Consider the following 14827-nt stretch of genomic DNA (forward strand, 5'->3'; position numbering starts at 1 on the left):
TGAACCGGGCACTCCCTGCACATCCGATGATTCGCCCGTGTCTGACACCCCGTGGTGAACCCAGATACACCCTGTTAATCTGCCCCTTTGCCGGGGGCAGCAGCAGTGCATTTCGCCAATGGTCCACGCTGGAAAATCCAGACATCGCGGTTTCGCTGGTGCTTTACCCCGGACGTGATAGCCGCATGAATGAACCTGCGATCACCAGAATCGCACCATTGGCGCAATCACTTTCTGATCTGCTGGTGTCATTGACACCAGCACAAAGAGAAAACCTGATACTGGCCGGTCACAGTATGGGCGCCCAGGTTGCTTTTGAAACTTGCCTACGCCTTGAACAGCATGATTGTTCCCCTAAGGCGCTGGTACTTTCGGGGTGTCATGCACCCCATCTTCAATCCCGCCGCCAATTGAGCGGATTACCTGATCATGAATTTATTGAACAGTTAATTGATATCGGCGGTTGCAACCCGGTATTACGGGAAGATCCCGGATTGCTGGCGCTGTTTTTACCCATGCTGCGTGCTGATTTCTGGGCTACGGAGCATTATCACCATGTGATTCAATCTGATTCAGTCAAACTGCAAACGCCCACTCTGTTGCTTTATGGCAACGAAGACAAAGAGGCCTCCGCTCAGGAGGTTCAACAATGGCATCACTGGCTTGCCATTGACAGGCAAAACCTTTCGCATTGCTGTCAGGAGATTGTCGGCGATCATTTTTATATCACGCAAAAACCGCAGAGTTTTATTCGTCACGTTACTCAATTTATGCAATATGTTTATCCACAGGAGTCCGCATAATGGCACCTTATTCAATTCCAGAAAAAAAACTGACTATGACGCCAGACTATCTTTGGAATGGCAAAACAATAGACCAACAGCTTGCCGGATGGTCGAAAATCTGGGGTGATAAAACGGCTCTTCTCTATCAGGAACAGCACCTGACTTATCAAGAACTCCATCAATCTGCGGAAAGGCTGGCAAGCGGGCTTTTCCGACGGGGAATCCGTCGTGGTGATAACGTCATGGTGCAACTGCCTAACAGCACCTCCTTTGTTGTTACCTGTTTCGCCCTGTTCAGGCTGGGCGCTCAACCGATATTATTAATGCCGACACAGCGGGCACATGATGTTCATGCTCTTTGCCAGATAGCCCGTCCGGTAGCTTATATTATCCCTGACTGCATCCAGGGTTTTGATTATCGGGAAATGGCACGGGAAGTAGCAGCATCCTGCCCTGAAATGAAACATATTATCGTTGACGGGGAAGCCGAAGAATTGACTGCTTTATCTTCCATTGATGGTGAGCCACTTGATATCTCCGGTCCCTGTTATGGCGACATTGCTGTACTCCTGCTTTCAGGGGGAACAACAGGTACACCGAAACTGATCCCGCGTACTCATGATGCCTATACCTATGATTTTGTGCTTTCAGCCCGTCTGTGTTCAGTTAATACCGAAAGTGTTTATTTAGCGGTACTGCCTGTTGCACATAATTTCACTTTAGGCAGTCCCGGTATTCTGGGCACGCTTTCTCAGGGAGGATGTGTACTTCTGAGTGACACCGCCAGTTGTGATGAAGCCATGCCATTGATTGAACAACATCAGGTAACTCATGTAGCGTTAGTTCCGGCGCTTGCCCGGCTCTGGGAGCAGGCTCGTGACTGGGAACAGAGCGATCTTTCATCCCTGCGTTGTTTACAAATCGGTGGAGGCCGGCTGACACCCGAACTGGCAGAACAGGTCATGACACGTCTTGGACCTTTGCAGCAAGTATTTGGTACTGCGGAAGGCTTGCTTTGCTATACCCGACTGAACGATCCCTATGAAGTCATCATTAACACCCAAGGACGTCCATTGTCAGAAGATGATGAGATCAAAATTGTTGATGCCAATCTGCAACCTGTCGCATCTGGTGAGACAGGCGAACTGATTACACGAGGCCCTTACACCATTACGGGATATTATCGTGCAGAACAACATAATACCGTCGCTTTTACTCCTGACGGATTCTATCGTACCGGCGATCTGGTTCGTATGAGATCAGATGGCAACCTGATTGTTGAAGGGCGAATTAAAGAACAGATCAACCGCAGTGGCGAAAAAATTTCAACCCAAGAAGTTGAAACATTGCTGCTGCAACATCCTGATATTGATGATGCAGTTGTTATCTCTGTTCCTGACGAACTCTTGGGTGAACGTATCTGCGCGTGCATTCCAAAAAAAATCAACCAACCAGAACCGATGAAAATACAAGAATTCTTGCACCAGAAAGGCGTTCAGCGTCATAAGACCCCTGATCAGTGGTTATTTGTGCCGATTTGGCCATTAACTACCGTGGGAAAAATCGACAAACGCAAATTGGTACAAATGGCGCAAGCAGAACATACAGCAAATTCAGAAAATAACCGCCCAATGCAACAATATCATGAATGCACTATCGCTATTACCAGCACTCCGTTAGATCTGGTCACCCATTTGCTTGCAGGCCTCGCTGATAATAATGCCCAACCTTATACACTCTATGAAATCAAAGGGGAATGGTCACTGGGGATAGGCAATGCTGCTACCATAAGTGCAGATACATCAGGTCAACTAATTGATTATAAAGGTAATTGTTATCCATATGATATCAATACCCTTAGCCAAAAACTGGAGCAGGTGCTTAATGATCTGCCTATCAAAGAGTGGCGTGCTTATGGCAGATCATTATTTGAATTTTCCCATATGACATATGGAATCCCCTTAGATCCATCATTAAAACAACCAAATCAGGCACTGATAAAACTCACTGTTCCACAGCATGAATTACGCATCACTCAAGGGCAGGTTCTGATAAGAACTCTTGAAGAGAACCAAATTCCTATTCTGTGCGAGAAAGTCAGGCAGGCTGATCAAGCGGGCATCCCAACTTTCCCTGAGACAAAAGAGCCGGAAATTATCAGCACCACTGGCGCAGCAAAACGCTATCAGGACAATGTAACTAATGCAGTTAATGATATTGCCGCAGGCCACTACCAGAAAGTGATCCTGTCACGCAAAGTTGAACTTAATACCAATGTTAATACCACTCACAGTTACTGGCTGGGCCGTCAGGCTAACACACCTGCCCGTTCTTTCTTTCTGCATGATGAAGAATTTTCTGCTTACGGTTTCAGTCCGGAAACCGTAGTTGAGGCAGATGGCTCTGGTTGGGTTAACAGCCAGCCGCTGGCAGGCACCAGAGCATTGACACATGACAAGGCGCAGAATCACAAGCTGCGGTCTGATTTGCTTTCTGATCCGAAAGAAATCGCTGAACATGCTGTTTCTGTCAAACTGGCACTGGAAGAATTAGAACCGATTTGTCAGGCTGATACGCTTCGTGTGTCAGAATTTATGGCTATTCGTGAACGTGGTTCAGTACAACATTTGGCATCAAGGGTAAAAGGATTACTGCAAACAGACAAAAATCGCTGGGATGCGTTCATCGCCCTATTTCCGGCAGTCACCGCTTCAGGGATACCGAAAAAACCCTCTTTACAAGCCATTTCCCGTTATGAAGGTGAACCACGCCTACTCTATAGCGGTAGTGTTATGCTGCTGGATAGTGCCGGTAAACTGGATGCCGCGCTGATATTACGTTCTTTCTATCAGCATAAAGGACGCTGTTGGCTTCAGGCTGGTGCCGGATTGGTCAGAGATTCCAAACCAGAAAGAGAATGGCAGGAAACCTGCGAAAAACTTGAGTGCATTATGAAATATGTGCGCTCTTAATTATGGCAAAATATTAAGAATTTATCGGAATATACACAATGGATTTCAAATTGCATCGCGACGGCAAGAGAGCAAATCCCCGGGAGCATAGATAACTATGTGACCGGGATGAGCGAGCGCAGCCAACAAAGAGGCAGTTTGAAAGACGAAGTGTATAGATCTTAATCATACTTCAGGGAAAATCAGAGTTATACACAATGGATTTCAAGTTGCATCGCGACGGCAAGAGAGCAAATCCCCCGGGAGCATAGATAACTATGTGACCGGGGTGAACGAGCGCAGCCAACAAAGAAGCAGTTTGAAAGACGAAGTGTATAACTCTGGTTTTCCCCTGCGCCTGTTAGAAACAGATACGTTTTAAACGAAAATAAAAATCCGTATAATCCACTCCCCGCAAAGAATCCATAATAGAAAACCTATAGCCGATACGATTGGCAATGTGAGAAGTCGCAATGAATCAGAAAGATACGAGAAAAGAGACACTTGAATTCAACAAGCTCCAGAAACGCCTAAGGAGAAACGTTGGTAATGCTATTATTGATTACAATATGATTGAAGCAAATGATGTTGTAATGGCATGCATCAGTGGTGGCAAAGATTCATTTGCGATGTTAGATATCCTGCTGAATCTGCAACAGGCGGCTCCAATAAAATTTGATGTCGTTGCAGTAAATCTTGATCAGAAGCAACCGGGTTTTCCTGAGTACGTTTTGCCCCAATATTTTGAAAGTCTGAATATTCCATACTACATCGTAGATAAAGATACTTATTCAGTTGTTAAAGAGAAAGTTCCTGAAGGTAAAACAACCTGTGGGTTATGTTCCCGCCTGCGCCGTGGCACACTTTATTCTTTTACAGAAAAAATCGGGGCCACAAAAATTGCACTCGGACATCATCTTGATGACATCGTTGAAACGCTGTTCCTGGATATGTTCTATGGCGCACGCATGAAAGCAATGCCACCGAAATTGCGTTCTGATGATGGTCGTAATGTCGTCATTAGGCCACTGGCATATTGCCGAGAGACAGACCTTATCGCGTATGCGGAACACAAAGCATTTCCAATCATCCCTTGCAATCTGTGCGGTTCTCAAGAAAATTTACAGCGGCAGGCTATCAAATCAATGTTGGTTGAATGGGATAAGAAAACGCCGGGCAGAGTAGAAAGTATTTTCAAATCAATTCAAAATGTTAGCCCAAGCCAATTAGCTGATAAAACACTTTTCGACTTTGCCAATTTGCCGTTGGATCGGGATGGGGAAAGGGAAGAATACGCGTTTAACGAAGCTGTCGTATCCTCAACTAACATTGATGAATCCCTGTTTATTGACGTTACGAACATTTAAAAATATTCATTAAAATTGAACCGGTCGTATTTCCCCAACAGCAACAAAAAAATAGCCGATGCTTAAATTGGCATCGGCATAATGTTTTCTGTCGGTCACAACCATTTGCTTCGCTTTAGCCACAGGGCAAAAATGACTATCAAGATAGATAACAAAAGGCAGAATAAGCCAAAGCCAAACGGATACTTATTACCGGGTATTCCGCCCAGATTGACACCAAATAGCCCCGTCAAAAAGGACGTTGGCAAGAATATCATTGCCAATAGTGACATCATGTAGGTACGGCGGTTCATGTCATCTGCCATCATGGAGCTTATTTCATCTGCAAGAACTGCTGTGCGGGCAATACTACCATCCAAATCATCCAATCCACGCCCCAGACGATCTGCGATTTCCTGCATTAAACGCCGCTCTTCATCACTCATCCAAGGTAACCGCTCACTGGCCAATCGGATAAAAACATCACGCTGTGGTGCCATGTATCGGCGCAAAACGATTAATTGTTTACGTAACAACACCAATTCACCGCGACCGGGTACTTTTTGCTCCAGAATATCATCTTCAAACCCAATCAGCTGGTCATGTAACTCTTCAATAAAATCACTCACCTCATCAGTAATGGCATCCGCTATTTCAATCAGCCAATGTCCTGTACTTTTTGCACCAACTCCATTGTGTAAATCATCCACAACTTGATCGATGGAGTGAATTTTCCGATGGCGGCTGGAGATGATTACTCTGTCATTAACATAGATGCGGAACGAAACCAAGTGATCAGGGCGCGCATTATCATTGCGATTTACCGATCTCAGGGTAATCAAAGTGCCCTCACCAGTGCGTAGCACTTTCGGACGAATACTTTCACCCAGCAATCCTTCCTTTGCCGGAGATGGCAGCAAAGGGGTATTCATAATCCATTGGTGGCTGCCCTGGTTTTTATAATCAAGGTGTTGCCAAAATGGCTGTTCTGCTGTTGCGGGTGAATCTTCACCAAATGCCCTGATACCTCCCTGACCATTCATCTGGCAGGCGTAAATTGCATTTGAACCTTTAAATACCGAGCCATAGACCGTTTCCACATCTGCTCCTTTTCGTACTTATTTCTTATAATTAGTCATCAGAATGCTTGATGATATACATGGTATGACTATAGGCGACATCTTCAGGATTAGTGATCGGGTATCCTTTTAACCACGGTTTGATTAATCGACCATTGGTATATTGATAAATCGGTACAATTGGTGCTTGTTCTGCAATCATTTTTTCGGTCTGATTGTAATAGCGGTTTCTGGCCAGATTATTCGTTTCATAACTGGCAGCTTTGAGCAACGCATCATAGTCAGCGTTATGGAATTTCGAGAGATTACCACTGTGGGTAGATGTCAGAAGAGACAGAAAACTTGATGGCTCGTTATAGTCTCCGGTCCAGGAGGCTCTGACCACATCAAAATTACCGGTATTACGGTTATCAACGTAAGTTTTCCATTCTTGATTGACTAATTTGACCTCTACACCCAGTTTTTTCTTCCATTCTGAACTGACCGCAATTGCAATCCGCTGATTATTCTCTAATTTGTTATAAAGCAATGATATTTTCAGAGGGTGTTCAGGGCCATAACCCGCAGCTTTCAGTAGCTTTTTGGCCTGTTCATCCAGATCTTGTTGAGTCAACGTTTCTTGCCGGGTTTTCTCTGGCCGGAATCCTGCTGTCACATCAGGAGTGAAATGCCAGGCCGGTTTTTCCCCTGTCCCCACGACTTTTTCGGCAATCAGCCTTTTGTCTATTGTCATGGACAGTGCTTGCCTGACCCGAATATCATTTGTTGGTGCCCGCTGTGTATTAAAAGCATAGTAGTATGTTCCTAATTGATCCGGCGTAAAAACTTGTCCCGGAAGTTCACGCAGCAATTTCTGGTACATGTTTTTGGGGAAAGACTCTGTAATATCGAGATCACCTGCCAGATAACGTTTGGTTGCGTTAGATTCCTGGCTGATGGGCATAAAAGTTACTTTTTTCAATACCGTGTTTTTATTATCCCAATAGTACGGATTTGGTGTCAGGACAATTTTTTCATTGACGACTCGTCCCGTTAACATAAACGCGCCATTACCAACCAAATGCCCTACCCGAATCCAGTTGTTGCCATATTTTTTGATAATCTGCTTATTGACCGGATAAAGACTAAAGTTGGCGGTCATACTGGGAAAATAAGGTACAGGCCGATCCAGAGTCACTTTTAGCGTATAAGGATTGATAGCTTCCACACCCAGCTTTTCCGGCGGCAATTTCCCATCAATAATTTCTTGTGCATTTTGAATGCCCGATAAGGCTGCAAACCAAGAAAAAGAAGAGGCATTGACGGGACTGACCAATCTCTGCCAGCTATACACAAAATCGGATGCCGTAATGCCGTCACCATTAGACCAGCGGGCATCCTTACGCAACGTAAATATCCATGTTTTGTTATCTGTCGTTTTCCACTCTGTGGCAACTCCCGCTATGGTTTGCCCATCCGCACCTTGATTAACTAATCCCTCGAATAGATCACGTAGTACTTGCGCCTCCGTCAAACCGAAAGACTTTATCGGATCTAATGATGCAGGCTCATCTTTCAATTGACGCACTAATTCCTGATAAGGGTCCAATTCAGTACCTACAGGAACATGAGCAGCAAAAACAGAAAAAGAAAGGGAGAGACCAGTCATCAACAATACAGAGGGAAGCAACGTAAAATTATGCATATTCTTTTGCCTTATGAGCCTAATCATTATCCTAAAATAAATTATGAAATATTGTTAATTAAAGGGAGGCAGAGTATTTCATATACACTTCGTCTTTCAAACTGCCTTTTTGTTGGCTGCGCTCGCTCACCCCGGTCACATAGTTATCTATGCTCCCGGGGATTTGCTCTCTTGCCGTCGCGATGCAACTTGAAATCCATTGTGTATAAATACTGCATCTATTTTTGTGGGCAAGATCGCACTATTCCTTTACACTGACGACGTAGTTTACTTTTAGAAGGATAAAACCATGACACAAACCGTCAAGTTTCAAGGTAGTGATATCATCATCAACGGCGATTTCCCACAAGCAGGCCAGAAAGCAAAAGCATTCACACTGGTTGCTAAAGATCTTGCTGATGTAACATTGAGCCAGTACGCAGGTAAACGTAAAGTGCTTAATATCTTCCCAAGCATTGATACTGGTGTTTGTGCGACTTCTGTCCGTAAATTCAATCAACTCACCAGCGAACTGAACAATACCATCGTACTGTGCATTTCAGCGGACTTGCCTTTCGCTCAGTCTCGCTTCTGCGGTTCTGAAGGTTTATCTAATGTTGTGACTCTTTCCACACTTCGTGGTAGCGAATTTCATGAAAATTATGGTGTTGCAATAAATGAAGGCCCACTGGGTGGGTTGACTGCGCGGGCTGTTGTTGTTCTGGATGAGAATGACCAGGTTATTTACAGCCAGTTGGTTGATGAGATCACCAATGAACCTGATTACGACAGTGCATTATCAGCGTTAAAATAATTTTTTATTATTGATAATGTTATAGTTTTGTTTTTAAATACAGCAAACTAGTTATTTTATAACTATTTTTATTTTATTTTTTAGCGGCGATGAATTCACAATTAATGAGTTCATCGCCGCTCATTTTTTAGAGACTAACTTTAGAGACCAGCGCTTCCCCGCGGCAAGTAACAACTGACCGCCAGTACCTTTTCCCGGCACCGAAAGATCGGTTGCTAAATCACCTGATTGTCCTGATAGAGTGACCAATTTTTGTTGATCACAACAGGGGGCTAATGACAGGATATACGACAAACATACATCAGCGATCAACGTCAAGCCATTTAGAATGATATCCGCTGATAAATATTAATTCTTTTAATATAAGGGTGAATGCTGAAAGGTTGATTAGGCAGCCATAGTGATGACAACGACAGGCAAGACTAAGACGCCATACACCTGCATCATTCCCTGAGCTTAAAGCTCGTAAGCGGGATAAGGCGTGAGTCAGAGAATGACACGCAGCACTGGCTGTAATAAGGCCGGATATAAACTGCTACTGTCGTCAATGTCTGAACAACAGGAAGCTTTGCAAACGGGATGAGTTCATATAAGTTATTATGCCAAATAATAGCGCCCACATTAATGTGGGCGAACGTTATGCTTTCTTCGCCAAAGTTTATCAGTACAGGGCGCGTCCTGAGTTTACTGATGGTTTGCGCAACTTTCAGGATGTCAGTATTCCGGGTTTTAACGACAGGATGTCGGCTCTGGAGATGAAAAGTCTGTTTTTGGAGGGTCAGCTAACTGAGCAGCAACAGGGGGCCTTAATCAGTCGCATCACTGAAGCGAGTCGAGCTGAATACATTGATCAAGTACTGAAGCAGACAGCGGTATTCAGCGCAGATTTTCAACGTGCCGGAAGTATTTCCAGCCACCTGGTGCCACAAGATTTCTATCTGTCATTGGTCAGAGACGCCTCAGGCGGCCGTTGCTATCCCTTGGTCAGGGCTATGGCGGTGGCACTCGCCAGCAATGGTGAGGCGGGAATCAACAGTCTGGTGGAAAAACTCTTCTTGGCCGCCGCTTCCCCTCAGGCGGGCAGTTCCACACTGCTAAAAAACAGTCTGGTCAACCTGCACTCCAATGGTGAGGCAGGGCAGGCATCAACGCCGCGGGGACGTGCTACATTATCCGAGGTTGTCTCCTTGCTGAAAAAATCGGCTGCCACTTCGATGTTTGCTCTGAATACCCTAAATCACTCAATGATGGTGGGATCTACTGTTGGAGCAGCAGGGCGTCGTTACTATTTCTATGATCCAAATGTCGGAGTTTTTGCATTTGACAATGCGGAATATTTCTCCAGCGCCATGGTAAAACACTTAGTAAAACGCAATTTGGCCGTTTATTATAGTGCATTTGGCAGTCAGTCTACCCCTACCTTCAACCTGGTAGAGATCGATCCTGTCAAGATGGCAAAAGCTCAGGTAGGTTATGGGTTGAATGTGGCTGACTTGACCCGTCCCGATGCACTGACCACGGTCATAGAACAACGGAAGCCGGTCAAGCAAATAATTAATGCCTACGAGAAAATTGCCGAGGATGCCAATTTACACACGGCCTTGGTTACCCTCGATACTAAGCTGTGGGGAGCAAGATTTGACAAAGCCATTACAAAGCTTGCCAGGAAAAATAAGCTTGACAAGAGTTGGATGCCGGTGATTGACAATATCCTGGAACAGGATAAAGGCCACTATGGTGTCCAATTCATCAATCGCGATACCCTTGAAGAGAAGTGGATAAGCAGCAAGGATGACACCTTTGTCAAATTCCGCCATTTTATTGATAAGCATATGCACACCAGGAATCAGCACTTCACCCTCGGACGCGGCCAGAAACGGCACAATTTCATTGCCGGCGAAGCCGCGTCGGTTGATGGGCTGAACGCTGGATTTGCGGTACAGTCGCTTATCCACTGGTTTGCCAACAAAAACCGCAACTATGCGGCACTTGGGATTTCTTCACCTGACCTGGCCACCGCACTCAAGATCCACAGTTACCTTAACTACACGCAAATAGCACACAGTGGCGTAAACGATGTGTTGACAGTTACTAAGCTGGTGCGTATAGCACTAGGCGGCAACAAGGTAAATGCCAAAACCTCACTCAAGGTATTTTCTTCAGCCATGCCTTATAAAGCCAACAAAGGCATTGGCTTGCTTTTTGGTCTAGCCTCTATTGGGTTAGACGCCTATGAACTTGCTCATGCCGAAACTGACACACAGAAAGCGGTATTCGGGACTCAACTGGCGTTTGATTCGGCCAGCATCGTTAGCGGTGCCGCTGGGATAGGTGTCGGACTGCTCGGTGCCTCGACGGCTGCGGCAGTTCTCAGTAGTACTGGGGTCATTATGGGGGGATTAGCCGTGGGCTTTACGGCACTGGTCCAAGCCTTTAGTGTGGTCGCTGAGGATGCTAAGGCAGTGGGAGTGTATTTCAATATGCTCGACAAGGCCTATAAGGGCAATGGCTATAGGTATGATAGTGAGAAAGACGTGTTGGTGCCCCTCACAGGGGCTGTGATCAAGACGTTGGATCTGCGTAATAAACAGGTGGATTTAGACAGTCAGTATATCTATCGTACTTCTTCTGGTGCTACAGGCTCGGGGGAAATTAATTATTTTTTCTGGATAGCCGACTTCCCAAAGATGGTTCGCGATCGCAGCCAAGCACTCGAAGTGCGCAGTGGGATCGGTTATAAGACGGCTTCACATTATCTCAATCACAGTGACAGTAATGTGCTCATCCTGCCGGGTACACCCAAATCCTTCATCAGATACCAATACATGCAGCTCCCCGGTGCAACTATGCGTAACGATACCGGTTTCGATGTGCTCCGTCGGCTGGAAGAGAATTATCGCTTTGATTATGACTTCTATATCTTTCCGGGTGAGGTTACTATCCGCAGGATCTATCAGGAATATGTAAAAACTCAGATCGAAGTAAGATTAGACCAGCGAAGCAGGAAACTGATAGTGCCAGAGCTACCAAAAGCACTGTATGGTTACCTGCATTATGAGATCAAGGGAGCAGGTGGTGATTACCTGATCGGGCTGAACGAAGGGACGACAGTGAAGCTTATGAGCGATGTCGCAAACTCGGACGGCAGTGGCAATTTACTGTCGCGCTGGGTCATTGATAGCAGCTCACTTGATAACGGCACTATCAACTTCCCAAAAAACCCACCGAAAAGCGGTGAAATGGTAGTGAAAATCGGTGGGATTGAAATAACACTCGATCCGTCCCAGAACGGGCAGGTGCTGCTGGTCAACCGTAAGAACGAGGTGCGCGAAATCGACTTCTTCGAACGGACAGCTAATGTGGTGAAAGTGGATGCAAGCGAAGTATCCGATCAGCAAATCGAAAAATATCTGAGAGATCTGGCCAAAGCCGACCAGTTGCACGGGCAATATGTGGTAGTAGAAAACTACAGCTACAATGAGCGTAATGTTGGTCGAGCCTTTTACGAGGTAGCTAAGGAGCGGATGATATTCACCGATACTCCCCACGAACAGGCCAAGCACGCCCAATTGGGTGCCGTGATGGGCGGTCACGCCTATTTCTACGACGCCGACAACGCGACGGCGTGGCGGGTAGATATCGCCACCGGGCAGGTCGATGTGCAGTTTATGCCGTGGGGCAACCATAATGCGGGCAAGATAAGTCGGTTATGGCAAGAAGGGGATGTTGTTTATCTGACGCACCATTATCAGCTGAAAGGGAGAGACGCTGAGCTGGGTTATCGGATCATTGATAACCGAATGGAATTAGTCAGTGTGGTGTGTGATGATGCGTTGCTCCAGCATTTGGCAAGCACAGACCGACAGGATGATGTGCTTGGGGCGATACTCCAAAGCTGCGAGAACTCTGGCACACAGCGTAAGATGTCGACATATACGTTGGGCGCACGGCAGATTCAACCGACCCGGGCGGAATTGATCACGGTGTTTGGTATGGATACGGCTGGGGTGGCGCACCGCTACTGGATACGTACCAACGACGGAACATTGATTAAACCGAATCTGGCGCCATCATTCAATCATACCTTGTACTCAAAAGCGCATGAACAAACCCACCACGCCTGGCAGATGCCGACTGATTTGGTGTTAGCGGGCAGTATTTTCGCCTTCTCTGGTAAGGAAGTGTTTTTCTTCTACAGCAAGGAGCAGAAGGTTTTATTCCGTCAGGAAGGCCCCGGGCAGGCTGTTATTCATGCCAGCTCTCCCACCGCATTGCGCGTCAGTACCCCACCATTGGCCAACATAGTTAAACTGAACGGAAGTTTGTTTGCCATCACAGAGGATGGGCGAGTGGCTCAACTGAGTGCGCTGGGGCAGCTTCGCTATGTCGCCGTCAACGAACATTGGTTAAAGGGACGGACTCACTGGTGGCAGGATCTGGCCTGCATCACTGACAGCGGAAACACTTTGGCAGTGTTTGGAGTCAAAGGCAGCGATGGCAAAAGACCACTGTCGGTATGGTATCACAACGGGCAGGTGGTAGTGCCTTCAGCGGCATTACAGGATAAGTCATTACAGTTTCTGGGGTTCGAAACGGGCGGCACTTCCGCGCAGCTCTTTGAGCCTGAAAGCGGTAAATTATATCTCCAGCCCGCGATTTCTGCGAATGCGTTGGCTGCTGCCTTTGGCTCCGACCATGTGCTTGATGCCTCGGCACAACTTCCTGTTGCCAGTGAACTGACGCCTGAGTTGTCTCTCAAAGAAGTACAGCTGGTTGATGTCGGCATGCGCCTGATCACAACCAAGGGCGAGATTTTGTTGCGGTCCAATAATGGCAAGTTACAGTTAGTCGGTGTTAACAAAGAATGGCAGCAGAATAACGTGACAAACTTGCCACAAGCACTCGCTAAACTTGCCAATCAGTGGCATTTCAAAGGGGTGCTGACCTTACAGAGTAGCCATATGCTACGTTGGTTTGATGTTGGCAGCGGTCAGCTATTTGTGGGCAATGGAATTCCAGCTTCGGACCATCTGAGTTTTGTAGGAACCAATGCAAAAAATAGGATGGCGTATGTATATAACCAGACAACTCAGGAACTGTACTGCCTCAATAATAAAGGTGATAAAATAACGAATAAAATTAATTGGATTAAGCGAATTAATTCATCTTTGTTACTTCAGGGAGGGGAGGACAATGACACTCTGACACCACCAATCATTGACGGTGTTGATAGTCTGGTGTTGTATGGCGGAGCCAATAACGACACTTATCAACTCAGTAAGGAGATGTGGGATCACTACCGTACGGTAGTTATAGATAATTACGATCCAGAGCAAGCTTTTGATCTACTAAAGCTACCGATAGCTAATCCAGGCAGCATTCTGTTGAGCCGGCATAATGATGATTTAAAGTTGACTGACACTGGCAACGGAACGGAGTTGGTGGTGCGTCAGGTATACAAAAGCAAGGCCAAAACTAATCTGCATATCTATCTGGATGGAGCCTCATCGCTGATCAGCGTGGTACACCTAGTCAATAGTTTAAGCAAACAGAAAGAAACTAATAGCATGCGGATGGATTGCAACCTGCTCGTCAATGGTGATTTTGAACAAGGTGCTGAGGGATGGATGGACACCAATGGCATTGAGGCTAAACATGCCGCTAATGCATACGGGCTCAGTACAGAAGGACATGGTGAGTGTGTCACTGAGCTTGATGTCACAGGTAATACCAATATCTATCAGGATATTAAAAATCTGACGGCGGATGAGAAGATTTTCGTTAACTTCGATTTTGCAAGGCGCGTTAATACTGGTGCTGATAACGGCCTGGAAGTTTACTGGAATGATCAGCTTGTTTTTAATGCCGTAAATAGCAGCCCAGGATGGCAACACAGGACATTGAACTTAACGGCCAGGGCTGGCAGCAACCGTCTGGAATTTTCCGGAATAGGTTTAAGTGATGGATTTGGCTATGTTTTGGATAACGTGGTGGCAACCAATGACCTTGATGAATATATAGCTCCCTCTGTTAGCGGGGCCGATTCTCTGGTGCAGGCAATGAGTGGATTTACGCCTAATATGGGGTTCTCTGACTATAACACCAATTTGTTCCCTCACGCCCAATCAGCCCTTGCTATGCCTCATTACAACGGAAATATTGATTTTAAATAGAGGTTCAGTGGAAGAA

At 46.0% G+C, this 14827-nt stretch carries 6 protein-coding genes and 1 pseudogene; 5 read left to right on the forward strand and 2 right to left on the reverse strand.

Annotation, left to right across the window (positions count from 1 at the left end):
* Positions 1-26: 26 nt before the first annotated feature.
* From BM329_RS06070 to ttcA, 3 genes are all read left to right on the forward strand, one after another.
* Positions 27-803 (forward strand): thioesterase II family protein, encoded by a 777-nt coding sequence (locus BM329_RS06070; protein WP_092550378.1) that lies wholly within the window; start codon positions 27-29, stop codon positions 801-803.
* Between the two features lie 35 nt (positions 804-838).
* Complete coding sequence (locus tag BM329_RS06075) at positions 839-3757, forward strand: salicylate synthase (RefSeq protein ID WP_422643789.1); 2919 nt, start codon at positions 839-841, stop codon at positions 3755-3757.
* Between the two features lie 452 nt (positions 3758-4209).
* Entirely contained in the window at positions 4210-5103 is an 894-nt protein-coding gene (ttcA, locus tag BM329_RS06080) for a tRNA 2-thiocytidine(32) synthetase TtcA (protein ID WP_092550316.1), read from the forward strand.
* A gap of 95 nt (positions 5104-5198) precedes the next feature.
* Here the strand turns inward: ttcA and zntB are convergent, their stop codons facing one another.
* Together zntB and BM329_RS06090 are read right to left on the reverse strand one after the other, a co-directional pair.
* Complete coding sequence (zntB, locus tag BM329_RS06085; protein ID WP_092550319.1) at positions 5199-6182, reverse strand: zinc transporter ZntB; 984 nt, start codon at positions 6180-6182, stop codon at positions 5199-5201.
* A gap of 31 nt (positions 6183-6213) precedes the next feature.
* The gene (locus BM329_RS06090) at positions 6214-7845 is read right to left on the reverse strand and encodes a peptide ABC transporter substrate-binding protein (RefSeq protein WP_092550322.1); all 1632 of its coding nucleotides are present in this window, start codon (positions 7843-7845) and stop codon (positions 6214-6216) included.
* A 289-nt stretch (positions 7846-8134) separates the two neighbouring features.
* Between BM329_RS06090 and tpx the strand changes: the two genes are divergently transcribed.
* Positions 8135-8638, forward strand: a complete 504-nt coding sequence (tpx, locus tag BM329_RS06095) for a thiol peroxidase (protein ID WP_092550325.1) — start codon at positions 8135-8137, stop codon at positions 8636-8638.
* Positions 8639-9255: 617 nt separating this feature from the next.
* Positions 9256-14811, forward strand: a pseudogene (locus BM329_RS06100) (TcdA/TcdB pore-forming domain-containing protein); the annotation flags it as partial.
* Between the last annotated feature and the right edge of the window lie 16 nt (positions 14812-14827).

Origin of the sequence: Xenorhabdus koppenhoeferi (assembly GCF_900116635.1) — a bacterium.
Lineage (GTDB): Bacteria > Pseudomonadota > Gammaproteobacteria > Enterobacterales > Enterobacteriaceae > Xenorhabdus > Xenorhabdus koppenhoeferi.

Excerpts from the sequence above, each read along its gene's own strand:
- BM329_RS06090 (WP_092550322.1), bottom strand. The coding sequence starts at position 7,845 with ATGCATAATTTTACGTTGCTTCCCTCTGTATTGTTGATGACTGGTCTC.
- ttcA (WP_092550316.1), top strand. The coding sequence starts at position 4,210 with ATGAATCAGAAAGATACGAGAAAAGAGACACTTGAATTCAACAAGCTC.
- tpx (WP_092550325.1), top strand. The coding sequence starts at position 8,135 with ATGACACAAACCGTCAAGTTTCAAGGTAGTGATATCATCATCAACGGC.
- BM329_RS06075 (WP_422643789.1), top strand. The coding sequence starts at position 839 with ATGACGCCAGACTATCTTTGGAATGGCAAAACAATAGACCAACAGCTT.
- BM329_RS06070 (WP_092550378.1), top strand. The coding sequence starts at position 27 with ATGATTCGCCCGTGTCTGACACCCCGTGGTGAACCCAGATACACCCTG.